A 24,471-nucleotide genomic window follows, 5' to 3' on the forward strand; every position below is an offset into this window, starting at 1 on the left:
GAAAAACGCCTGTGGGTTGTGAGGTTAAGCGACTAAGCGTACACGGTGGATGCCCTGGCAGTCAGAGGCGATGAAGGACGTGCTAATCTGCGTAAAGCGACGGTAAGGTGATATGAACCGCTACAGCCGTCGATGTCCGAATGGGGAAACCCGGTGCACTCAGTGCATCATTGCAGCATGAATACATAGTGCTGCAAGGCGAACCGGGGGAACTGAAACATCTAAGTACCCCGAGGAAAAGAAATCAACCGAGATTCCCCCAGTAGCGGCGAGCGAACGGGGAGCAGCCCAGAGCCTGAATCAGCTTGTGTGTTAGTGGAAGCGTCTGGAAAGTCGCAGGGTACAGGGTGATACTCCCGTACACAAAAACACACATTCTGTGAGCTCGATGAGTAAGGCGGGACACGTGGTATCCTGTCTGAATATGGGGGGACCATCCTCCAAGGCTAAATACTCCTGACTGACCGATAGTGAACCAGTACCGTGAGGGAAAGGCGAAAAGAACCCCGGCGAGGGGAGTGAAACAGAACCTGAAACCGTGTACGTACAAGCAGTGGGAGCCTTCTTTATGGGGGTGACTGCGTACCTTTTGTATAATGGGTCAGCGACTTATATTCTGTAGCAAGGTTAACCGTATAGGGGAGCCGCAGGGAAACCGAGTCTTAACTGGGCGTTAAGTTGCAGGGTATAGACCCGAAACCCGGTGATCTAGCCATGGGCAGGTTGAAGGTTGGGTAACACTAACTGGAGGACCGAACCGACTAATGTTGAAAAATTAGCGGATGACCTGTGGCTGGGGGTGAAAGGCCAATCAAACCGGGAGATAGCTGGTTCTCCCCGAAAGCTATTTAGGTAGCGCCTCGTGAACTCATCTTCGGGGGTAGAGCACTGTTTCGGCTAGGGGGCCATCCCGGCTTACCAACCCGATGCAAACTGCGAATACCGAAGAATGTTATCACGGGAGACACACGGCGGGTGCTAACGTCCGTCGTGAAGAGGGAAACAACCCAGACCGCCAGCTAAGGTCCCAAAGTCATGGTTAAGTGGGAAACGATGTGGGAAGGCACAGACAGCCAGGATGTTGGCTTAGAAGCAGCCATCATTTAAAGAAAGCGTAATAGCTCACTGGTCGAGTCGGCCTGCGCGGAAGATGTAACGGGGCTAAACCATGCACCGAAGCTGCGGCAGCGACACTATGTGTTGTTGGGTAGGGGAGCGTTCTGTAAGCCGTCGAAGGTGTGCTGTGAGGCATGCTGGAGGTATCAGAAGTGCGAATGCTGACATAAGTAACGATAAAGCGGGTGAAAAGCCCGCTCGCCGGAAGACCAAGGGTTCCTGTTCAACGTTAATCGGAGCAGGGTGAGTCGACCCCTAAGGCGAGGCCGAAAGGCGTAGTCGATGGGAAACAGGTTAATATTCCTGTACTTGGTGTTACTGCGAAGGGGGGACGGAGAAGGCTATATCAGCCGGGCGACGGTTGTCCCGGTTTAAGCGTGTAGGTGTGTGTTCCAGGCAAATCCGGTTCACTTTACACTGAGGCGTGACGACGAGGCACTACGGTGCTGAAGTGATAAATGCCCTGCTTCCAGGAAAAGCCTCTAAGCATCAGGTAACACAAAATCGTACCCCAAACCGACACAGGTGGTCAGGTAGAGAATACCAAGGCGCTTGAGAGAACTCGGGTGAAGGAACTAGGCAAAATGGTGCCGTAACTTCGGGAGAAGGCACGCTGGCGCGTAGGTGGAGGGACTTGCTCCCCGAGCCGAAGCCAGTCGAAGATACCAGCTGGCTGCAACTGTTTATTAAAAACACAGCACTGTGCAAACACGAAAGTGGACGTATACGGTGTGACGCCTGCCCGGTGCCGGAAGGTTAATTGATGGGGTTATCCGTAAGGAGAAGCTCTTGATCGAAGCCCCGGTAAACGGCGGCCGTAACTATAACGGTCCTAAGGTAGCGAAATTCCTTGTCGGGTAAGTTCCGACCTGCACGAATGGCGTAATGATGGCCAGGCTGTCTCCACCCGAGACTCAGTGAAATTGAACTCGCTGTGAAGATGCAGTGTACCCGCGGCAAGACGGAAAGACCCCGTGAACCTTTACTACAGCTTGACACTGAACATTGAGCCTTGATGTGTAGGATAGGTGGGAGGCTTTGAAGCGCGGACGCCAGTCCGCGTGGAGCCAACCTTGAAATACCACCCTTTAATGTTTGATGTTCTAACGTGGCCCCGTTATCCGGGGTGCGGACAGTGTCTGGTGGGTAGTTTGACTGGGGCGGTCTCCTCCTAAAGCGTAACGGAGGAGCACGAAGGTCAGCTAATCACGGTCGGACATCGTGAGGTTAGTGCAATGGCATAAGCTGGCTTGACTGCGAGAGTGACGGCTCGAGCAGGTGCGAAAGCAGGTCATAGTGATCCGGTGGTTCTGAATGGAAGGGCCATCGCTCAACGGATAAAAGGTACTCCGGGGATAACAGGCTGATACCGCCCAAGAGTTCATATCGACGGCGGTGTTTGGCACCTCGATGTCGGCTCATCACATCCTGGGGCTGAAGTAGGTCCCAAGGGTACGGCTGTTCGCCGTTTAAAGTGGTACGCGAGCTGGGTTTAGAACGTCGTGAGACAGTTCGGTCCCTATCTGCCGTGGGCGCTGGAGAATTGAGGGGGGTTGCTCCTAGTACGAGAGGACCGGAGTGAACGCACCACTGGTGTTCGGGTTGTCATGCCAATGGCATTGCCCGGTAGCTAAGTGCGGAAAAGATAAGTGCTGAAAGCATCTAAGCACGAAACTTGCCCCGAGATGAGTTCTCCCTGACCCTTTAAGGGTCCTGAAGGGACGTTGAAGACGACGACGTTGATAGGCCGGATGTGTAAGCGCAGCGATGCGTTGAGCTAACCGGTACTAATGACCCGTGAGGCTTAACCTTACAACGCCAGAGGCGTTTTTGAGAGACACAATTTTCAGCCTGTACCGGATAAAAATTAGCGGAAACGAAAGATTTTGCGGCGTGACAAGGCGCAGAGCGAGGACGTCAGCGGGAGCATACTGAAGTATGTGACCGGTGTGGCCGAGCGATGGCAACGCGGTCATGGCGTAAAAGATTCGTTTCGTGCACCAAGATTTGCCTGGCGGCTGTAGCGCGGTGGTCCCACCTGACCCCATGCCGAACTCAGAAGTGAAACGCCGTAGCGCCGATGGTAGTGTGGGGTCTCCCCATGCGAGAGTAGGGAACTGCCAGGCATCATACGAGTGAAGAAGCCCCGCACGAAAGTGCGGGGCTTTTTTACGTCTGCAGATCCTAAAATCCTGTCAAAAACGTGCATCAGCGGGCTTTTAGCCAGTCAGCAATGAACGCCGCAATCACTACCGGCTGGTTTAAATCCAGTACCGGTACCGACAATGCAAGAGCCTGATCGCTGGCGACGGCGATCACCTGTTCATCCAGCAGCTCATCTACGCCACCTTTGATGCCGGCGCGCCACAACACAATTTTTGGCACTGCCTCATTTTTGAATCCTTCTACCAGCACCAGATCCAGTAGTGAATGTTCCATCCGGCTCACCAGGTAAGGCAGATCAATGTGCCCTTCATCAGGTGTTTCACACATTAATGCCCAGCGCTGTGAACTGGCCACGATAACCTGATTCGCCCCGGCTTTCCTGAGGAGATAGCTATCCTTGCCAGGTGTATCCACCTCCATCTGATGATGCGTATGCTTGATCAAACCGCTACGTATGCCCTGATGGCTAAGGATCGGTATAAGTTGCTGTAGGAGCATTGTTTTTCCGGTTCCACTCCAGCCGGTGATAGCCAGTAAAGGTAGCGACATATTAAAATCTCTTATCCAGATCATCCGGGGTATTGATGTTGTGAAAGGCGGATTCGTCATCCGGTAACAGCACCGCATGTCCGCCCTGATGGCGTAAAAACTGCATCAGGCGGCGTTCACCGGCCTGGAGATAGGCCTGCAGTGGCGCAGCAACATCGCGGTGGATCAGCGCCAGCGTAGGATGATCGCGCTCCTGTGAGCGTACCCACACTGCTGGGGCGTCGCCGCGTTGTTGCACCAGCTGCTCAACAAAGTTAAGCGGGATAGCAGGTGTATCGCAGGAACTGAACACCGCCCAGTCCCCCTCAATAGCGCGTAATGCGCTATAGATCCCCGCCAGCGGGCCCGGGTAATCTGCAAACACGTCCTGCACGACCCGACATCCGCTTAACTGATAACGATCAATATTGCGATTCGCGTTAATCACCACAATGTCGACTTGTGGCCTTAGCCGTTCAAGGACATGCTGATACAGTGGCTTGCCATTCAGTGGTACCAATCCTTTGTCCTGACCACCCATACGGCGGCCCTGACCCCCGGCCAGAATCACGCCGGTTAACATTGTCATGGCATTATCCTCGCTAATGACATACTGAAAACGGGAGTAAGTGATATGAAATGCCATCGTCTGAACGAATTGATGGAACTGTTACAACCCGCCTGGCAAAAAGAACCCGATCTTAACCTCATCGCATTCTTACAGAAACTGGCACAGGAAGCTGGATTCCGTGGCCCATTAAGTGAATTAACCGATGACGTATTGATTTACCATCTCAAAATGCGCGACGCAGGCAGCCATGATGAGATACCGGGGCTGAAAAAAGATCACGAAGTTGATTTCAAAACAGCGTTGCTACGCGCACGGGGTGTCATTAAAGATGACGAGTAGTGTTATCCTTGGTGGCTAAATACACCGGCCACGACAGGTAAAATGATGAGCGACGCTGCGTTTAACTTTCAGACGTTGAATCCCGACGTGCTGCTGGATGCGCTGTGGGAAACAGGCATACGCGTCGAATCAGGACTGACAGCGCTGAACAGCTATGAAAACCGTGTTTATCAATTTAGTGATGATGAGAAACGCCGTTACGTGGCTAAATTCTATCGCCCACAGCGCTGGCGTGCAGAGCAGATTGTCGAAGAGCATCAGTATGCGCTTGATCTGCTGGCTGACGAAGTACCGATCGCGGCACCGCTGATTTTACAGGGCAACACCTTGCAGAGTCACGCCGGCTTCTTTTTTGCAGTGTTCCCCAGCCTTGGCGGGCGGCAGTATGAAACTGATAATGAAGATCAGATGGAGTGGGTAGGTCGCTTTCTGGGTCGGATTCATCAGACCGGCCGTAAAGCGCTGTTCAGCCAACGGCCGACTATCGGCCTGGATGAATATCTCCATCAGCCTCGTGCGGTGCTGGAACAGTGTGCATTAGTACCTGCTTCACTGAAAGATGCGCTGCTTCAGTCGGTCGACAAGCTGGGGCACACGTTACAGCAGCGCTGGCATAGTACGTGGCAGCCGCTACGATTACACGGTGACTGTCATCCCGGTAATATCCTGTGGCGTGACGGGCCACTGTTTGTCGACCTGGACGATGCCCGTAACGGTCCGGCAGTGCAGGATCTGTGGATGCTGATCAGCGGGGATCGGCAGGAACAGCGTATTCAGTGGGATATCCTGCTGGAGGCGTACGGTGAATTCAGTGACTTTGATATTAATGAATTGTCACTGATTGAGCCTTTACGCGCGATGCGCATGGTTTATTATCTGGCCTGGGTAGTCCGACGCTGGCAGGATCCCGCTTTTCCGCGCGCCTTCCCCTGGATGACAGATGAAGATTTCTGGCGCCGGCAGATTTCGCTTTTTACCGAGCAGGAGAAGCTGTTGCAGGAACCTCCTTTGCAGCTGACCCCGCAATTTTAATGAAGTAGTCAGGAGAGTTTTTCACGATGAAAAAGATTTGGTTTGCACTGATCGGTTTAGTGCTGGCGTTCAGCGCGTCTGCTGCACAATTCACCGAGGGGAAACAGTACGTCAGTCTGCAGAAGCCCGTTGCAGGCGAACCTCAGGTGATGGAGTTTTTCTCCTTCTTCTGCCCGCACTGCTATCAGTTCGAACGTATTTATCACGTCAATGATGCGGTGAAAAAGAATCTGCCTGCTGAGACTAAGATGGTGAAATACCACGTTGATTTCCTCGGCGGCGATTTGGGACCGGTGGTGACTCAGGCCTGGGCTGTTGCAATGGCGTTAGGTGTGGAAGATAAAGTCACCGCGCCGATCTTTGATGGTATCCAGAAAACGCAGACCATCACCGATCCTGCCAGCCTGAAACAGACCTTTATCACCGCGGCTGGCATTTCTGCGGCGGATTATGATGCTGCCTGGAACAGCTTTGCAGTAAAAGCGCTGGTTGCTCAGCAGCAGAAAGCAGCCGCTGATGTTGATCTGCGTGGCGTACCGGCGATTTTCGTTAATGGCAAATATATGGTCAATAACGGCGGTCTCGATACCAGCTCTATGGATAATTTCGTTGCCGATTACGCGAACGTCGTGAAATTCCTGGTCAGCCAGAAGTAACCTGCTGCCTGACCGCTAAACGCCAGCGCTGCTGGCGTTTTTTTTGCCCTGCGATCGGCGACAGCATTTTTATCCATCTCCTGGGCATAAATTTAATATCCACACAAGGGATCACGTAATTAAAAATGGCGATCGGGTCACGGAAATAAGATAAATGATTGAAATTTAATAATTTAAATCGGGCGGGATTTATCTAAACACCTAAAAAACAGCGCGTTATAATTTTTACGCACAAAGTTATCCACAGAACGATCGTTGCGATCCTTCACTCAAAAGCGTTAAAAACGCCAGACGCTGCTCGCCTTATTTCACCATTCTTGCCAAGCTGTGGCATCCTTATAGACCAATCCATGGCAACGAAGAATAGACAGACTTATGGCGCAAATCGCAGAAAATCCCCTGATTCTGGTTGATGGCTCATCCTATCTTTATCGCGCGTACCACGCGTTCCCGCCGCTGACCAATAGTGCAGGTGAACCCACAGGCGCCATGTATGGCGTGCTTAATATGCTGAAAAGCCTGCTGACGCAATATAGCCCAAGTCATGTTGCTGTGGTGTTTGATGCTAAAGGCAAAACTTTTCGCGACGAGCTGTTTGAGCACTACAAATCGCATCGGCCACCGATGCCGGACGATCTGCGAGCGCAAATCGAACCGCTGCACGAGATGGTGCGCGCAATGGGATTACCGCTGCTGGCAGTCAGCGGCGTTGAGGCTGATGATGTTATCGGTACCCTGGCGCTTGAGGCCGAGAAAAAAGGCCGGGCGGTGCTGATCAGCACTGGTGATAAAGATATGGCGCAGCTGGTGACGCCGGGTATCACGCTGATTAACACCATGACCAACACTATCCTCGGACCGGAAGAGGTCGAGCAGAAGTATGGCGTGCCGCCTGCTTTGATTATCGATTTCCTCGCCATGATGGGTGATAGCTCAGATAACATCCCTGGCGTTCCTGGCGTGGGCGAGAAGACCGCGCAGGCGCTGCTGCAGGGACTGGGCGGCATGCGTTCGATCTATGACAACCTGGATAAAGTGGCCGAACTCTCGTTCCGTGGTGCCAAAACCATGGCGGCAAAACTTGAACAGAACCGTGACGTGGCGTTTCTCTCTTACCAGCTGGCGACCATCAAAACCGACGTTGAGCTGCCGTTGCCTTGCGAAGAACTGACGGTGGCCGAACCGGACGTGGCGGCGTTACAGACGCTGTTCAGCCGTTATGAGTTCAAACGCTGGCTGAACGATCTGCAGGACGGGAAATGGCTGCAGGGTAAAAAGAGCAATCCTCAGGCGCAAAAAGGGCTGCCTGATGAGCCGGTGGCAGTGGTGGAGACCAGCAGCATTTTATCGGCTGATGGCTACGTCACTATCCTCGATCAGGCGACCTTTGAAAGCTGGCTGGAGAAACTAAAGCGCAGCGAGGTGTTCGCCTTTGATCTGGAAACCGATTCGCTGGATACCCTGAGCGCCAATATCGTGGGCATCGGTTTTGCGGTAGCACCGGGTGAGGCAGCCTATCTGCCAGTGGCACATGACTATCTGGATGCGCCTGAACAACTCGACCGCGCTGCCGTGCTGGCACAGCTTAAGCCACTGCTGGAAGATGCCAGCGCCTGGAAGGTTGGTCAGAATCTCAAATACGATCGCGGCGTATTGAAGAACTACGACATTGAACTGGCCGGTATTAAGTTCGATACCATGCTGGAGTCCTACATTCTCAACAGCGTGGTCGGCAAACACGATATGGATAGCCTGGCCGCACGCTGGCTGAACCACAAAACCGTCACGTTTGAAGAGATTGCCGGCAAAGGCAAAAATCAGCTGACGTTTAATCAAATCGCCCTCGAACAGGCGGGGCACTACGCTGCGGAAGATGCCGACGTCACCTTACAGCTGCATCTGAAGATGTGGCCAGAGCTGGAGAAAGAAGCGGGCCCGAAAAAAGTGTTTGAGCAAATTGAGATGCCGCTGCTCACCGTGATCTCGCGTATCGAGCGTAATGGCGTGTTGATCGATCAGGCTATACTGGCGCAGCACTCGAAAGAGCTTACGTCCCGGCTGGCTGAACTGGAGCTCAAGGCGCATGAACTGGCGGGCGAGTCGTTTAATCTCTCTTCGACTAAACAGTTGCAGGTTATCCTGTTTGAAAAGCAGGGCATTAAACCGACCAAAAAGACCCCGGGCGGCGCACCTTCAACCAGCGAAGAAGTCTTAGCTGAGCTGGCGCTCGATTATCCGTTGCCCAAAGTGATTCTGGAACATCGCGGCTTATCCAAACTGAAGTCCACCTACACTGATAAATTACCGCTGATGATCAACCCGGTCAGCGGGCGGGTTCATACCTCTTATCATCAGGCGGTTACCGCGACCGGACGCTTATCCTCGACCGATCCTAACCTGCAAAACATTCCGGTACGTAATGACGAAGGACGCCGCATCCGCCAGGCTTTTATTGCTGGCAAAGGGAATCGCATCGTTGCGGCCGACTACTCACAAATTGAACTGCGCATCATGGCGCATCTCTCGCAGGATAAAGGATTGCTGGATGCGTTTGCCCAGGGCGAAGATATCCACCGGGCAACCGCTGCTGAGGTGTTTGGCGTCGCGCTGGACAAGGTCAGTGGAGAACAGCGCCGCAGCGCCAAAGCGATCAACTTCGGTCTGATCTATGGCATGAGCGCATTTGGTTTGTCTCGCCAGTTGAACATCGGTGCCGGCGAAGCGAAAAAGTATATGGATCTCTACTTTGAACGCTATCCAGGCGTGCTGCGCTACATGGAAAATACCCGTCAGCTGGCCGCCAGCACAGGCTATGTCGAAACCCTCGAAGGGCGCCGGCTGTGGCTGCCGGATATTAAATCCAGCAACGCGATGCGACGTAAAGCCGCGGAGCGTGCGGCGATCAATGCGCCAATGCAGGGAACGGCGGCAGACATTATCAAGCGTGCAATGATTGCAGTTGATAGCTGGTTAGAGCAGGAAAAAGAGAGCGGCGTCAGAATGATTATGCAGGTTCACGATGAACTGGTATTTGAGATCAAGGCTGAGGCCGTTGAGGCCGCCAGCAAGAAAATTCAGGCATTGATGGAAGGCAGTGTGCAGCTCGACGTGCCGCTGCTGGTGGAAGTTGGGGTGGGCGATAACTGGGATGAAGCCCACTAATCTGCATCAATGCGCTGGCGTTGCGGCGTCATTGCGGGTCTGGCATGAGGCATAAGTAAATCGTTTACTTAATCGCTTCAGCCACGGGCAATGGCGCCTCAGTCTGAAGGAGATCACTAACTACTTATCGGCTAAGCACTTTTTATGTCATTAAACTACATCGCGACGCCGTTTTTGTGACGTATATGGTAAAAAAAGTTCTGTTTGATGTAAGTAAGCGACAAAAAAGCCTTTGTGGCTCAGAAAAAATCAGGTAAAGTTCGAGGCGTAGGGTACAGAGGTAAGATGTTCTATCTTTCAGACCTTTTACTTCACGTAATCGGATTTGGCTGAATTTAGCCGCCCCAGTCATTCTGTGACTGGGGCGTTTTTTATTGGGCTTTTTACAGCCTCAACGGACGGAATGTACCGGTCCGGTTTACTCGTCTGCTTCCTGATCGTCGCGTGCGGGCTCAAGGTTGGTGAACCAGCCATCAAGCTTCTGCCGTACTTTATCCACGCCAATCTTCTTCAGCGACGAAAACAGTTCGACCTGCACATCACCCATAAAGGCCAGTGACGCTTCACGCACCATCGTCAGCTGCGCTTTACGCGCGCCCGAGGCAAGCTTATCAGCCTTGGTCAGCAGCAACAGTACCGGGATGCTGCTTTCCACTGCCCACTGAATCATCTGCTGATCCAGATCCTTAAGCGGATGACGGATGTCCATCAACACCACCAGCCCCTTCAGCGCCTGTCGTTTTTGCAGATACTCACCTAATGCACGTTGCCATTTCAGCTTCATCTCTTCTGGCACTTCGGCATAGCCGTAACCCGGCAGGTCGACCAGCCGTTTCCCTTCCGAGACTTCAAACAGGTTAATCAACTGGGTGCGGCCCGGCGTTTTACTGGTACGCGCCAGGCTTTTCTGGTTGGTTAAGGTGTTCAGTGCGCTGGACTTGCCGGCGTTGGAGCGGCCAGCAAAGGCGACCTCGATCCCGGTATCGGCGGGAAGATGGCGGATATCCGGCGCGCTCAGGACAAAATGGGTTACGTGATAATTCAGTTCAGACAAAGTGACACTCCAGAAAACGCATTAGGGCAATGGCGCCGATTATACGCGTTATGGCGCGAAAGTGCTCAACCGCTTGGCGGTCGCCTTTTTTGTAAGAGATTTGCCATAGACGTTGCCCGTTATGTCGTTATTTACTTTAATTACTAAAAATAAAAGACATTACTATTCAGTTAATTATGAATATGTAGTGTTTTTTTCCAGCAACTAACCCTGCCGCTTACTTGAGGGTTTTACCAGTTGGTCTACATTAGTGTGCAGTGCACGGCAGCACACATCAGGAAGATGCGTTCAGGGATGTCAGGAAGGCAAAGAGCGATGGAGTGGAAATGGTCAGGGATTGCGGACCGGACAGGGATAAGGAAAAGCTCAGGTGTTGAGCAGGCGCGGGATTGACCGGGATGTTACGAGCCGAAAAGGACTTAAAACATGATTCCTTCGTATGAAGGTATGAAATAAGGCGACAGCTTGAGCTGTCGCCTTTTTTCTTTGGCTACTTTCTGCTAGATTTCGCCGCAATTCTATACTGAATAAAAAAGCCGGGACCGAACACTATGAAGCAACCTGCACGAGCTGCGCACGGCAAACCTGCCGTCAAAGCCAAACGCAAATCGCGTGAAGATATTAATAACGAAGCACGCGATCGTAAACGTGATAAAAAGCATCGCGGCCATGCGTCAGGCAGCCGTGCAAATCCGACAGCGTCGGACAACAACGGTGGCCGCCAGGGCAGCAATGTTAAAGATCCGCGTATCGGTAGCAAAAAACCGGTCGCGCTGATTGCCGATGGCCAGACTGCATCCGCTAAAGTGAAGAAAAGCGTGGCAAAACCCGCGGCTGAGAAAAAAGCACGCCTGACACCGGAAGAAGAGCTGGCGAAGCTGGAAAATGACGAACGTCTGGATGCGCTGCTGGATCGGCTGGAAAATGGCGAAACGCTGTCGGCAGAAGACCAGGGCTGGCTGGACGCAGCACTCGATCGCATCGACGAACTGATGGAGCAGTTAGGCATCGCCATGGATGACGGCGATGACGAGCAGGCGGAAGAAGATATGTACCGTCTGCTGAAAGGTAACTAAGCCAATTTGATCGGCATGCGGTTTCCGCATGCCGCCCCTCTCAGGTAAACGACAATGTTTTGGCCTGGATCAATTTTCGCGCTGCTGACGACATGTTATCTGCTGTGGTTATTGTTTAAACTACGTCGCCTGTCGCGTCTGAAGCAACGTTTACGTCGGGTTTCGTCCCGCTCACCTTTCATCCCTTCTTCATCGCGACCTTCTCTTAGACGACGTCACCGGAAGGAGTGAGCATGCCATCGCTGCAGATTGATTGGGACCAGGCGCTGATTGAGAAATACAATTACGCCGGGCCACGTTATACCTCCTATCCCACTGCGCTGGAGTTCAGCGAGCAGTATGCCGAGCCTGATTTCCTGCGTGCGGTAGCGCGCTATCCAGAACGTCCTCTGTCGCTCTACGTCCATATTCCTTTCTGTCATCGTCTTTGCTACTTCTGTGGCTGCAATAAAATAGTCACGCGCCAGCGTCATAAAGCGGACCGCTACCTGGATGTGCTTGAGCAGGAGATTATTCAGCGGGCACCGCTGTTCCGTCAGCGTCAGGTGCGGCAACTGCACTGGGGCGGCGGCACACCGACCTTTCTCGATAAGGCGCAGATTAGCCGGCTGGTGGCCGTGCTGAAGCAGCATTTTACGGTGGCGGACGATGCCGAAATGTCGATCGAGGTCGATCCACGCGAAATTGAGCTGGATGTTATCGATCATCTGCGCGCGCTGGGGTTCAATCGCCTGAGCATGGGTGTGCAGGACTTTAACAAAGCGGTGCAGCAGCGGGTCAATCGGGTACAGGATGAAGCGGTCATCTTCGGACTGATGGCTCGGGCGCGCGAGCAGGGTTTCAGCTCAACCAGCATCGATCTGATCTACGGTTTACCGCTCCAGACGCCGGACAGCTTCGCCTTCACCCTGGAGCGGGTGCTGGCGCTGAATCCCGATCGGCTAAGCGTATTCAACTACGCGCATCTGCCCGCGCTGTTCGCTGCCCAACGTAAAATCAAAGATGACGAACTGCCGTCGGCACAGCGAAAACTGGATATTCTGCAACAGACCATCGCCACACTGACGCAGCAGGGTTACCAGTTCATTGGCATGGATCATTTTGCGAAGCCGCAGGATGAACTGGCCATTGCCCAGCGCGAAGGAGAGCTGCACCGTAACTTCCAGGGCTACACTACTCAGGGCGACAGCGATTTACTCGGGCTTGGCGTCTCTGCCATTAGCATGATTGGTGACAGCTATGCCCAGAACCAGAAAGTGCTCAATAGCTGGTACAGCAGCGTAGAGCAGCAGGGCAACGGCCTGTGGCGTGGCGTAGCGTTAACCGATGATGACTGTCTGCGTCGTGAGGTGATTAAAACCCTGATCTGCAACTTTTCGCTCGACTTTGCGGCGGTTGAAACCCAGTGGGGTATCCGATTTGCCGACTACTTTGCCGAAGACCTGGCGCTGCTGAAACCGTTAGTGGCGGATGGGCTGGTGGTGCAAGCGGCGACCGGCTTGCAGGTGACGGGGGTGGGACGCTTGCTGATCCGCAATATCTGTATGTGTTTTGATCGCTACCTGCGTCAGAGAGCGCGTCAGCAGCAGTTTTCACGGGTGATCTGAAAACGGGCTGAGATCCCTCAGCCCGTATCAGGATGCTTATTCCATCCCCAGTTCTTTCAGTTTGCGCGTCAGGGTATTACGTCCCCAACCCAGCAACCGGGCAGCTTCCTGCTTATGACCCTGAGTATGGCGCAGGGCGGTTGTGAGCAGCGTGCGCTCCATCTCTGGTTGCGCTTCTGACAGCAGATTCTGATGACCGGAACGCAGCGCGCGGTCGGCCCACTGTGCCAGCAAGGTTGCCCAGCTGTCCGGCAGCGACTGCACCGGATTTTCCGGCGTGCTGGACTCAAACAGTTCGGCAGGCAGATCCTGAATCAACACTTCCTGACCCGCCGCCATTACGGTCAGCCAGCGACAGGTATTCTCCAGCTGACGCACGTTACCTGACCAGTGCAGACGGGTGAGCGCGGCTTCGGTTTCCGGATGCAGGATCTTCGCCTCTACCCCCAGCTCACGCGCGGCAACCTGCAGGAAGTAACGCGCCAGCCGCGGAATATCTTCCCGGCGCTCACGCAGTGGCGGCAGATGCACCCGGATTACATTCAGGCGATGAAACAGATCCTCACGGAACTTGCCTTCCTGCACCCGCAGCTCCAGATTCTGGTGGGTTGCGGCGATGATACGCACGTCGACTTTGACTGGCGCATAGCCGCCGACGCGATAAAACTGACCGTCGGCCAGCACGCGTAACAGACGGGTCTGCACATCAAGCGGCATGTCGCCGATCTCATCTAAAAACAGCGTGCCGCCATCTGCCTGCTCAAAGCGGCCCTGGCGAATCTGGTTAGCGCCGGTAAAAGCCCCTTTTTCATGACCGAACAGTTCTGACTCAATCAGGTCTTTCGGTATAGCGGCCATATTCAGCGCGATAAACGGTGCTTTGGTCCGTGGGCTGTGGCGATGCAGCGCGTGCGCCACCAGCTCTTTACCGGTACCGGACTCGCCGTTGATCAGCACGCTAATGGAGGATCGCGACAGGCGGCCAATAATGCGGAACACGTCCTGCATTGCCGGGGCCTCACCAATGATATCGGTGGTCGGTCCGCTGACCGGCTGATTACGCGGCTGTTGCTGCTCCTGATAGTGACTGATGGCACGCTCTACCAGCGCAACCGCCTCATCAATATCAAACGGCTTAGGCAGGTAATCAAACGCCCCTTGCTGGTAGGCGCTGACAGCAGCATCCAGATCGGAGTGGGCCGTCATTATGATGACCGGGAGCATCGGGTGACGCTGTTTAATCTGCTTCAGCAGCGCCAGACCATCCATACCGGGCATGCGGATATCTGATAATAAAACGTCCGGGGTTTTGGTCGAGAGGGCATCCAGCACCTCTTTTGCGCTGTCAAAGGTGGCACAGCTTAAACCGGCTCCAGTGAGCGCGCGTTCAAGCACCCAGCGGATGGAGCTATCGTCATCGACGATCCAGACTATCCCTCGTTGCATAGAAACCTCACTGGCGAATGGGCAGGTAAACCGAAAACTCGGTGTGTCCCGGCCAACTGTTAAATTCTATTTTTCCTGAATGTTGATCAATCAGGCTACGGGCGATGGAGAGGCCTAAACCGGTTCCGCCTTCCCGGCCGCTGACCATCGGATAAAACAGCGTATCCTGCAGCTGGGCGGGAATGCCGGGGCCATCATCTTCAATATCAATCCGCGCTACCAGACGGTAACGCGTGCCGTGCAGCGTGAGCTGAAACGCGGTACGGGTGCGAATAATAATGGTGCCGCCCTCGTCGCCTAACGCCTGCAGCGCATTACGGACGACGTTGAGTAACACCTGTTCAATCTGATCGGGGTCGTGTGGCAGTTCCGGCAGGCTGGGATCGTAATCACGCACCAGAGAGACGTTATCCGGCAGCTCCATCGACACCAGATTCACTACGCGCTCAGCCACCTGATGAATGCTTTGGGTGATGTGCATGCCGGGCTGCTGCGGCCCTAACAGGCGATCGACCAGATTTCTCAACCGGTCCGCCTGTTCAATAATCACTTTGGTATATTCGTTCAGCGACGGATCGGGCAGGGCGCGTGATAACAACTGGGCGGCACCGCGTAATCCACCCAGCGGATTTTTGATTTCATGCGCCAGGCCGCGCACCAAATCGCGCGCGGCTACCTGCTGAGCGTGCTGTAACTGTTCCTGACTGAGACGACGCTGATTATCCATCGGCGCCATTTCCAGCAGAAGTAAGCCATCGGGCAAACGCTGGGCGGTCAGCGACATGATGTGCGCGCGTCCATCGACTACCAGCGTGACTTCACTGTCGGTAAATCCCTGGCCAGCCTCAAGACTCTCGCGCATCACCTCAATATTCAGCGAAAAGTAGCCGGTCAGTTCCGGTAACGGCGTGCCGAACAGTTTACGTGAGCTTTGCGCCAGTAATTGCTGCGCCGCCGGATTGGCATAGTGGATAACCAGGTCGTTATCCACCAACAAAATACTGTTGATTAACGCGTTGAGAATCTGCCCTGCATCGGGCAGAGAGCCAGTTGCCATACAGCGTTCCTCTGCACTAAGTTAGTGCATTTTAGTCTTTAAGCCGAAATGAAGGCGAATGAACGGTGAATTCGCGGAGAAAAAAGCCCATCCGAAGATGGGCTGAAAGTTTCCACGGCAACAAAAACGTCTGACCAATTAAACGCTGTAGTAAAGCTCGAACTCTACCGGATGTGGCGTCATGCGGACGCGGTCCAGTTCTGCTTTACGCAATTCGATGTAAGCGTCGATGGTTTCGTCGGTGAACACGCCGCCACGAGTCAGGAACTCGCGGTCTTCGTTCAGGGCGTTCAGCGCTTCTTCCAGCGAGCCAGCAACTTTTGGAATCTCAGCTTCTTCTTCCGGTGGCAGGTCATACAGGTTTTTATCCATCGCATCGCCAGGATGGATCTTGTTGATGATGCCGTCGAGGCCAGCCATCAGCAGTGCGGTGAATGCCAGGTATGGGTTAGCCGCTGGGTCCGGGAAGCGCGCTTCAATACGACGTGCTTTCGGGCTGGCTACAACCGGGATACGGATTGAGGCTGAACGGTTACGGGCAGAGTACGCCAGCATAACCGGGGCTTCGTAACCAGGGACCAGACGCTTGTAGGAGTTGGTGGTCGGGTTCGCCAGCGCGTTGATCGCTTTCGCGTGCTTGATGATACCGCCGATGTAGAACAGCGCCATTTCAGACAGGCCGCCGTATTTGTCACCGGAGAACAGGTTCTGGCCGCCTTTAGACAGTGACATATGGCAGTGCATACCTGAACCGTTGTCGCCAAACATTGGCTTCGGCATAAAGGTCGCCGTTTTGCCGTAGGCGTGGGCCACGTTGTGCACGACATATTTGTAGATCTGAATTTCGTCGGCTTTTTTGGTCATGGTATTGAAGCGGGTTGCCACTTCGTTCTGACCCGCAGTCGCCACTTCGTGGTGATGCGCTTCAACCACCAGACCCATCTGTTCCATCGTCAGACACATGGCAGAACGGATGTCCTGTGATGAGTCAACCGGTGGCACCGGGAAGTAGCCGCCTTTCAGACCTGGACGGTGACCTTTGTTACCGCCTTCGTACTCTTTGCCGGTGTTCCAGGCCGCTTCGATATCGTCGATAGCAACGTGTGAACCGGAGGTCGATGAACCGAAACGGATGTCATCGAACAGGAAGAATTCAGGCTCTGGCCCAAACAGCACGGTATCAGCGATGCCGGAAGAACGCAGGAAATCTTCAGCGCGCTTGGCAATTGAGCGTGGGTCACGATCGTAGCCCTGCATGGTGCCTGGCTCGAGAATGTCACAACGGATGATCAGCGTAGAATCTTCAAAGAAAGGATCCATGACCGCCGTAGTAGCGTCAGGCATCAGCACCATGTCTGATTCGTTAATGCCTTTCCAGCCACCGATGGAGGAGCCATCGAACATTTTGCCTTCTTCGAAGAAGTCAGCGTTAACCTGGTGAGCAGGGATAGTAACGTGCTGTTCTTTACCTTTGGTATCGGTAAAACGCAGGTCAACAAACTTAACTTCATGCTCGTTCATCATCGAGAGAACGTGTTCAGCGGACATACTCAACTCTCCTGGAAATGGTCATTGTCTACATGGTGAGGGAACGTCGTTGCCGGGAATGCGTTTCTGACTACTGCCATCCCTGACCTGGCTATTCCGGCACGCTCTTCAACCGTCGTCTGACTGGCGTTTGCGCTTAAAAGAGATAAAGCGAATTCTGTGCCAACTTTCTCCGTGTCGGTTAAATCGCCCTGTGGTGCACCTTTTTGTCCTCCGGTCGCTGCACCACGATAGTCTCAGTGCACTATTATGGTGCTTTTGGTCGATCGTTAAGCACTAAAGTGGTGCAACAGCCCAACTTAGTGCATTTTCTGCACCGGGAACAGTGCGAATTTGCGGCAATGCAATAAACTTTCAGTGAAAAGTGTGATCGTGTTCAGTCTTCCGCTTAATCCGTGTACAATAGCGCGCTATTTCTAATGCCTGAGGCAAAGCTGTGATCGAAAATTTGCGTAACATCGCCATCATCGCGCACGTTGACCATGGAAAGACCACCCTGGTTGACAAACTGCTGCAACAATCCGGTACTTTTGATGCCCGTACCGAAGCAACCGAGCGCGTGATGGACTCCAATGATTTGGAGAAAGAGCGTGGGATTACCATCCTCGCAAAAAACACCGCCATTAAGTGGAATGACTACCGTATCAACATCGTTGATACCCCAGGACACGCCGACTTCGGTGGTGAAGTTGAGCGCGTCATGTCCATGGTGGACTCGGTGCTGCTGGTTGTAGATGCGATGGATGGCCCTATGCCGCAAACTCGCTTCGTGACCAAAAAAGCGTTCGCGCATGGTCTGAAGCCGATTGTGGTTATCAATAAAGTTGACCGTCCTGGCGCGCGTCCGGATTGGGTTGTTGATCAGGTATTCGACCTGTTCGTTAACCTCGACGCGACCGACGAGCAGCTCGACTTCCCTATCATTTTCGCCTCGGCGCTGAATGGTATTGCAGGTCTGGAGCACACCGATATGGCGGACGATATGACTCCGCTGTATCAGGCGATTGTTGACCACGTTTCTCCACCACAGGTTGAAGCTGAAGCGCCACTGCAGATGCAAATCTCGCAGCTGGACTACAACAACTACCTGGGTGTTATCGGTATCGGCCGCATCAAGCGCGGTAAAGTGAAGCCTAACCAGCAAGTCACCATTATCGATAGCGAAGGTAAAACCCGTAACGGTAAAGTCGGTAAAGTGCTGACTCACCTGGGTCTGGAGCGTATCGACAGCGACCTGGCTGAAGCGGGCGACATCATCGCCATCACCGGTCTGGGCGAGCTGAATATCTCTGACACCATTTGCGATCCACAAAATGTTCAGGCGCTGCCAGCGCTGAGCGTGGATGAGCCAACGGTAACCATGTTCTTTAACGTCAACACCTCACCGTTCTGCGGTAAAGAAGGTAAGTACGTGACTTCACGTCAGATCCTTGAGCGTCTGAACAAAGAACTGGTACACAACGTGGCGCTGCGTGTTGAAGAAACCGAAGATGCTGACGCGTTCCGCGTATCAGGTCGTGGTGAGCTGCACCTGTCTGTTCTGATCGAAAACATGCGTCGTGAAGGTTTCGAACTGGCGGTATCCCGTCCGAAAGTTATCTTCCGCGAAATCGATGGCCGTAAACAAGAGCCATTCGAGAACGTAACGCTGGATATCGAAGAGAACAACCAGGGTTCAGTCATGCAAGCCATGGGTGAGCGTAAGGGCGATCTGAAAAACATGGATCCGGATGGCAAAGGCCGCGTACGTCTCGACTACGTGATCCCAAGCCGTGGCCTGATCGGCTTCCGTAACGAATTCATGACCATGACCTCAGGTACCGGTCTGCTGTACTCCACCTTTAGCCACTACGACGATATTCGTCCGGGCGAAGTGGGCCAGCGTCAGAACGGCGTACTGATCTCTAACGGTCAGGGTAAAGCCGTTGCGTTCGCGCTGTTCGGCCTGCAGGACCGCGGTAAGCTGTTCCTGGGTCACGGTGCAGAAGTGTATGAAGGCCAGATCATCGGTATTCACAGCCGTTCTAACGACCTGACAGTCAACTGTCTGACCGGTAAGAAGCTGACCAACATGCGTGCTTCTGGTACGGATGAAGCGACTACTCTGGTGCCGCCAATCAAGATGACGCTGGAGCAGGCGATCGAGTTCATCGATGATGACGAACTGGTAGAAGTTACGCCACAGTCCGTGCGTATCCGTAAACGTCACCTGACTGAAAACGACCGTAAACGTGCTTCACGTGGTCCTAAAGACGCATAATCTGCGCCTTTAATTGATGAAAAGCCCCGTTATCGGGGCTTTTTTTTTGCCTGCTATTCCTGTCTGTTGCCACCAGGCCAGCGATAAGTGGTGTTGCCTGACAGGCGCATCACGCGCCGGTCAGCGTTTGCGTTTTTCTCTCTGAGGTTAGCTGTTCAGCCTGCACTTTTGCCGCTAGAGTGAATACTCCAGGGAACCGAAGGAGGCGCACCATGTTGTACATTTTTGATTTGGGCAATGTGATCATTGATATCGATTTTAACCGCGTGTTAGGTGTCTGGAGTGACCTTAGCCGCGTGCCGCTGGCGTCACTGCAAAGTCATTTCGAGATGGATGAGGCCTTTGAACAGCATGAACGGGGTGAAATCAGCGATGAGGATTTCGCGTTAGCGCTGTGTGAAAAGCTGGAGATAGCCCTGAGCTACGAGCAGTTCACCGCCGGCTGGCAGGCGGTGTTTGTCGACGTGCGGCCTGAAACGCTGGCGCTGATGAACCGGTTGCGGCTGGAGGGGCATCGGGTAGTGATCCTCTCCAATACCAACAAGCTGCATTGCGCCTTCTGGCCGACTCAGTACCCGGACGTGCAGCACGCGGCCGATGCGCTCTATCTGTCGCAGGAGCTGGGAATGCGTAAGCCCGAAGCGCGGATCTATCAGCACGTGCTGGAAGCGGAAGGCGTCAGCGCCGACCAGGCGGTATTCTTTGACGATAACCAGCAGAATATTGACGCGGCGCGGGCGCTGGGGATTAAAAGCGTGCTGGTTACTGACAGCAAAACGGTGCCTGACTGGTTCGCAGGTCAGCCTTAACCCATGACGTCACGTAAATTTCGTCCCGGGCTACATGCGTTCTGGCTGTGGCTCAAACTGCTGTGGAAACGGGTTGATGAGGATGGCATGAAGACCCAGGCCGGGAATCTGGCCTTCGTCTCATTACTGGCGCTGGTGCCGCTGATTGCGGTGGTCTTCGCCCTGTTTGCGGCGTTTCCGGTGTTCTCCGATATCAGCGTGCAGTTAAAGCACTTCATCTTTACTAACCTGATGCCGGCTGCGGGTAACACGCTGCAGCGCTACCTTGAGCAGTTTGTGGCCAACGTCAATCGGATGACGGCGGTCGGCGCAGTCGGCCTGATCGTCACGGCGCTGCTGCTGATGCATTCGGTCGATACTGCACTCAATACCATCTGGCGCAGCGATAAGAAGCGGCCGATGGTCTACTCTTTTGCGGTTTACTGGATGATCCTGACGCTCGGTCCGCTGCTGGCGGGCGCCAGCCTGGCCATCAGTTCCTATCTGCTGTCACTGCGCTGGATAAACGCCACCGGCGTGACCAGCCTGGTCGATCAGGTACTGCGCATCTTCCCGTTACTGCTCTCCTGGTTCGCCTTCTGGCTGCTCTACAGTATCGTTCCTACCCAACGGGTGCCGCCGCGCGATGCGTTGATTGGCGCGCTGGTGGCGGGCGCGCTGTTTGAGCTGGGTAAAAAGGCTTTCGCGCTCTATGTTACTATGTTCCCCTCTTATCAGCTGATCTACGGCGTACTGGCCGTGATCCCGATTCTGTTCCTCTGGGTCTACTGGACCTGGTGTATTGTGTTGTTAGGTGCGGAAATTACTGTCGCATTAGCCGACTATCGTCAGTTAAAACAACAGCACAGAGAAAAAGAACGCGAGGAAACATGATTGCATTGATTCAACGCGTGCAGCGCGCCAGCGTCAGCGTCGATCACGTGGTGACAGGTGAAATCGGTGCCGGATTACTGGTGTTACTGGGCGTGGAAAAAGGCGATGACGCACAGCGTGCGGAACGTCTCGCAGAACGCGTACTGGGTTATCGCATCTTCAGTGATGAGCAGGGCAAAATGAACCTGAGCGTCAAACAGGCAGGCGGCAGCGTGCTGGTGGTTTCGCAGTTTACCCTGGCGGCGGATACGCAAAAGGGGATGCGTCCCTCGTTTTCCGGCGGCGCGGAACCGGCGGAAGCTGAACGCCTGTATGAGTATTTCAGCGACTGCTGTCGTCGGCAGGGTATCACCACTGAAAATGGCCGCTTTGCTGCGGATATGCAGGTCGCGCTGGTGAATGATGGTCCTGTAACGTTTTGGTTGCAGGTGTGAGATCGTCAGCCGAGCGGCAAGGGATGAGCCACGCAAGCTCCGAACGAGAGAAACATTTTATGTATCATCTTCGCGTGCCCCAGACGGCGGAAGAGCTGGATATCTATTACCAGTTCCGCTGGGAAATGTTACGAAAACCGCTGCGCCAGCCGCAGGGTTCCGAGCGGGATGCCTGGGATGCCTTAGCCCATCATCAGATGGTGGTGGATGAACAGGGGCAGCCGGTCGCGGTAGGACGTCTGTATATCAATGCCGACAATGAAGCGGCGATTCGCTTTATGGCGGTCCATCCCTCGGTACAGGGCAAAGGCCTGGGTACGCTGGTGGCGATGACGCTGGAGTCGGTGGCGCGTCAGGAAGGGGCTAAGCGCGTTACCTGTAGCGCGCGTGAAGACGCCGTCGCCTTTTTCGCCAAGCTGGGCTACGTCAACCAGGGTGAGATTACCGCTCCACAGACCACGCCGGTACGCCATTTTCTGATGATCAAGCCGGTGGTGACGCTGGACGATATTCTGCATCGCGCCGACTGGTGCGGTCAGCTGCAGCAGGCCTGGTACGCGCATATCCCGCTAAGCGAAAAAATGGGGGTGCGCATTCTGCAGTATACCGGCCAGAAATTTATTACCACCATGCCGGAAGCGGGCAACCAGAATCCGCATCAGACGCTGTTCGCGGGCAGCCTGTTCTCTCTGGCGACGCTCACCGGCTGGGGATTAATCTGGCTGTTGCTGCGTGAACGTCATCTTGGTGGCACCATCATTCTGGCGGATGCGCATATTCGTTACAGCCAGCCGATCAGCGGTCGTCCGGGTGCCATCGCCGATCTCGGCTCGTTAAGCGGCGATCTCGATCGTCTGGCGCGAGGCCGTAAAGCGCGTGTGCAGCTTGAAGTGGAGCTGTTCGGGGATGAAGAGCGCGGAGCGGTGTTTGAAGGGGTTTACATCGTGCTGCCGGCCGATCCTGACGGACCGCTGGAAGAGGGCGGTTCCGGCGCGCGGATTAACTGATGAACAGGGCCGGTAAAACCGGCCCTGTTTTGTTATCGCACCTGACCAGCCTGCAGGGTCTGCTGTAACTGCTGGCTGTCGGTGGTCACCGACAAACTGCCATTGGTGGTCGGCCGCAGCGGCTGACCGGCTTTTAACGCGGCATTCAGCTGCAACTGCAGGTTGCTGTCACCGGTTAACGGCAGCGCCGGCCATCCCCAGTTCTGCAACACATTCACCGGCACGGCACGGCCCGTCAGCTGTAACGCCAGCGGACGATCGGGTTGCTGGCCAACCGTCGCATGCCCTTCCAGCAATCCTTTATCGCTGAAAGCACTTAGCTCAGTTACCTGAATCTGCTGCGGGTCAGCACTCAGCGTAATCGAAGGATGACGCAGATCGGTGCGATTAAAGGTCGATTCCGCCGCATTCAGGCTCAGTTTACCGGACCAGATGCCCCACTGATGCTGACGAGCCAGCAACAGGTTCTCGCCGCTGCCATCCAGCGACGTCAGCTGGAAAGGAAACGCCGGGTTAATATCGATAATCAGATTACGGTTTGAGGTGAAACGCGTCACCAGCACGCTGTCGAGCCAGTCAGGCAGGGGTGCCTGCCAGCGATCGCGCCAGTTCTGCGGCAGGGTATACTCCAGCCCGGCGACGGCAAGGGTCTTCAGCGTCAGGCGTTTATCGGCGCGCGACCAGTCACCCTCAGCCCGGATCACACCGTTGACCCAGCGTGAACTGAACTGTGTCAGCGCGATACCCTGCGGAGAAAAGTCCAGATTGACGATCGGATCGTTAAGCTCCAGCCCGCCGTTAATAAAGTTGCTGGCATTCAGCGCCAGCGAACCGTCATTGCTCTGCCAGTCATTGCCCTGCCAGTTAAGATTGCGCAGGGTCAGATCAAGATCGGTCACCGCCCAGTCAGGCCCCTGCAGACGCGCATCGGTAACATCCAGCCGGGTAATCGCAATCGACGGTACCGCGTCTGCATTACGCAGAAACTCTTTCAGGCTGCTGGCGGTCTGCAGGCGAATATCATTCAGCCGCAGCTGGTTAATTTTCCAGTTGCCCTGCGCGTCACGCTCGCCGTTGCCGGTCATCGAGCCTCGCGCCAGGTCGGCACCGACATTGTTGAACACCATCCGGCCCTGCGAGACGCTTCCCTGAATCAGCACATTTTCGCCGGGCACCTTATTCAGCGTCATGCTGCCTGCACTCATCTGGAAGCGGGCATCACGGCCCAGCATATCGCTGGCGGTGGGTTTCCACGGCAGAATACCGCCGTTCACCTGCTGTGCGAACAGCGGCAGCGCACTGTTGGGGCTGTCGATACGCATGTTGTTGAGTTGCAGGCGCTGAGCCTGAATCGGCAACGCGCTTGTGGGCGTCAGGTTGGCCAGATTAACTTCGCCGTCACGCAGTTCGATGCTGCTGAAGTGCAGCGGATCGCTGAACTGCACCAGTGCCAGGCCCAGATCAACGCGTTTTGCCACCAGAACCGCAGGCTGACCATCGTGACCAAAGCTGAAGTCATCCAGAATGACGTGAGAGGGTGAGGAGAAGTTGTGCTCAATTTTACTCAGGGAGAGATGCCACTCCGTTTTGTCGCTCACCCATCGGCTAAACCAGCCTGCACCCCACTGTGTTTGCAGCAGCACATAGATCACCACCAGGATGAACAGCAGCAGCAAAAGTAAGGTGAGGAAAAACTTTCCAAGAAATTTCATAGCATCCTTCCCGAGTTA

The 24,471-nt window shown here is 54.4% G+C and carries 19 protein-coding genes and 2 rRNA genes; 14 read left to right on the forward strand and 7 right to left on the reverse strand.

What is annotated here, in order from left to right:
• Positions 1-22: 22 nt before the first annotated feature.
• Both ACLIBF_RS00410 and rrf read left to right on the forward strand, forming a co-directional pair.
• Positions 23-2,928 (forward strand): 23S ribosomal RNA (locus ACLIBF_RS00410).
• 198 nt (positions 2,929-3,126) lie between these two features.
• Positions 3,127-3,242: ribosomal RNA gene (rrf, locus tag ACLIBF_RS00415) — 5S ribosomal RNA — on the forward strand.
• Positions 3,243-3,324: 82 nt separating this feature from the next.
• Here rrf and mobB read toward each other — a convergent pair.
• Together mobB and mobA are read right to left on the reverse strand one after the other, a co-directional pair.
• Entirely contained in the window at positions 3,325-3,831 is a 507-nt protein-coding gene (gene mobB / locus ACLIBF_RS00420) for a molybdopterin-guanine dinucleotide biosynthesis protein MobB (RefSeq protein ID WP_069729246.1), read from the reverse strand.
• 1 nt (position 3,832) lies between these two features.
• Positions 3,833-4,399: a molybdenum cofactor guanylyltransferase MobA gene (mobA, locus tag ACLIBF_RS00425; RefSeq protein ID WP_031377272.1), complete on the reverse strand. Its 567-nt coding sequence runs from the start codon at positions 4,397-4,399 to the stop codon at positions 3,833-3,835.
• Between the two features lie 45 nt (positions 4,400-4,444).
• Here mobA and ACLIBF_RS00430 point away from each other — a divergent pair, with 45 nt between their 5' ends.
• From ACLIBF_RS00430 to ACLIBF_RS00450, 5 genes are all read left to right on the forward strand, one after another.
• Entirely contained in the window at positions 4,445-4,720 is a 276-nt protein-coding gene (locus ACLIBF_RS00430; protein WP_031377271.1) for a YihD family protein, read from the forward strand.
• A gap of 45 nt (positions 4,721-4,765) precedes the next feature.
• A complete protein-coding gene (locus ACLIBF_RS00435; RefSeq protein ID WP_089562352.1) occupies positions 4,766-5,752 on the forward strand; it encodes a serine/threonine protein kinase in 987 nt (328 codons plus the stop codon).
• 26 nt (positions 5,753-5,778) lie between these two features.
• A complete protein-coding gene (gene dsbA / locus ACLIBF_RS00440) occupies positions 5,779-6,408 on the forward strand; it encodes a thiol:disulfide interchange protein DsbA (RefSeq protein WP_031377269.1) in 630 nt (209 codons plus the stop codon).
• Between the two features lie 375 nt (positions 6,409-6,783).
• Complete coding sequence (polA, locus tag ACLIBF_RS00445) at positions 6,784-9,570, forward strand: DNA polymerase I (RefSeq protein WP_279810171.1); 2,787 nt, start codon at positions 6,784-6,786, stop codon at positions 9,568-9,570.
• A 285-nt stretch (positions 9,571-9,855) separates the two neighbouring features.
• Positions 9,856-9,903 (forward strand): spot 42 RNA, inhibition of DNA synthesis, encoded by a 48-nt coding sequence (locus tag ACLIBF_RS00450; protein WP_071892919.1) that lies wholly within the window; start codon positions 9,856-9,858, stop codon positions 9,901-9,903.
• Positions 9,904-9,988: 85 nt separating this feature from the next.
• Here the strand turns inward: ACLIBF_RS00450 and yihA are convergent, their stop codons facing one another.
• Positions 9,989-10,624 carry a ribosome biogenesis GTP-binding protein YihA/YsxC gene (gene yihA / locus ACLIBF_RS00455; protein WP_031377267.1) on the reverse strand — a complete coding sequence of 212 codons (636 nt, stop codon included), beginning with the start codon at positions 10,622-10,624 and terminating at the stop codon, positions 9,989-9,991.
• 551 nt (positions 10,625-11,175) lie between these two features.
• Here yihA and yihI point away from each other — a divergent pair.
• Positions 11,176-11,700 carry a Der GTPase-activating protein YihI gene (gene yihI, locus ACLIBF_RS00460; protein WP_031377266.1) on the forward strand — a complete coding sequence of 175 codons (525 nt, stop codon included), beginning with the start codon at positions 11,176-11,178 and terminating at the stop codon, positions 11,698-11,700.
• Positions 11,701-11,933: 233 nt separating this feature from the next.
• Positions 11,934-13,307: an oxygen-independent coproporphyrinogen III oxidase gene (gene hemN / locus ACLIBF_RS00465; protein WP_069729250.1), complete on the forward strand. Its 1,374-nt coding sequence runs from the start codon at positions 11,934-11,936 to the stop codon at positions 13,305-13,307.
• 36 nt (positions 13,308-13,343) lie between these two features.
• Here hemN and glnG read toward each other — a convergent pair whose 3' ends face one another.
• The 3 genes from glnG to glnA form a co-directional block, all read right to left on the reverse strand.
• Entirely contained in the window at positions 13,344-14,753 is a 1,410-nt protein-coding gene (gene glnG / locus ACLIBF_RS00470; RefSeq protein ID WP_031377264.1) for a nitrogen regulation protein NR(I), read from the reverse strand.
• 7 nt (positions 14,754-14,760) lie between these two features.
• The gene (gene glnL / locus ACLIBF_RS00475; RefSeq protein ID WP_046289507.1) at positions 14,761-15,810 is read right to left on the reverse strand and encodes a nitrogen regulation protein NR(II); all 1,050 of its coding nucleotides are present in this window, start codon (positions 15,808-15,810) and stop codon (positions 14,761-14,763) included.
• A gap of 138 nt (positions 15,811-15,948) precedes the next feature.
• Complete coding sequence (gene glnA, locus ACLIBF_RS00480; protein WP_031377263.1) at positions 15,949-17,358, reverse strand: glutamate--ammonia ligase; 1,410 nt, start codon at positions 17,356-17,358, stop codon at positions 15,949-15,951.
• Between the two features lie 436 nt (positions 17,359-17,794).
• Here glnA and typA point away from each other — a divergent pair, with 436 nt between their 5' ends.
• The 5 genes from typA to fabY all read left to right on the forward strand — a co-directional run bounded on the left by typA (position 17,795) and on the right by fabY (position 22,741).
• The gene (typA, locus tag ACLIBF_RS00485; protein WP_046289508.1) at positions 17,795-19,618 is read left to right on the forward strand and encodes a ribosome-dependent GTPase TypA; all 1,824 of its coding nucleotides are present in this window, start codon (positions 17,795-17,797) and stop codon (positions 19,616-19,618) included.
• A gap of 212 nt (positions 19,619-19,830) precedes the next feature.
• Positions 19,831-20,427, forward strand: a complete 597-nt coding sequence (gene yihX / locus ACLIBF_RS00490; RefSeq protein ID WP_031375170.1) for a glucose-1-phosphatase — start codon at positions 19,831-19,833, stop codon at positions 20,425-20,427.
• Between the two features lie 3 nt (positions 20,428-20,430).
• Positions 20,431-21,300 carry a virulence factor BrkB family protein gene (locus ACLIBF_RS00495; RefSeq protein ID WP_448309118.1) on the forward strand — a complete coding sequence of 290 codons (870 nt, stop codon included), beginning with the start codon at positions 20,431-20,433 and terminating at the stop codon, positions 21,298-21,300.
• On the forward strand, positions 21,297-21,734 hold the full coding sequence (dtd, locus tag ACLIBF_RS00500; RefSeq protein ID WP_031375168.1) for a D-aminoacyl-tRNA deacylase: 438 nt from the start codon (positions 21,297-21,299) through the stop codon (positions 21,732-21,734). Before ACLIBF_RS00495 ends, dtd begins: the two co-directional genes overlap by 4 nt.
• 59 nt (positions 21,735-21,793) lie before the next feature.
• Positions 21,794-22,741, forward strand: a complete 948-nt coding sequence (gene fabY / locus ACLIBF_RS00505) for a fatty acid biosynthesis protein FabY (protein WP_046289509.1) — start codon at positions 21,794-21,796, stop codon at positions 22,739-22,741.
• A 32-nt stretch (positions 22,742-22,773) separates the two neighbouring features.
• Here the strand turns inward: fabY and ACLIBF_RS00510 are convergent, their stop codons facing one another.
• A complete protein-coding gene (locus tag ACLIBF_RS00510; RefSeq protein WP_279810172.1) occupies positions 22,774-24,453 on the reverse strand; it encodes an AsmA family protein in 1,680 nt (559 codons plus the stop codon).
• Positions 24,454-24,471 lie beyond the last annotated feature (18 nt).

It is taken from the genome of Pantoea sp. PGP6 (assembly GCF_053474785.1).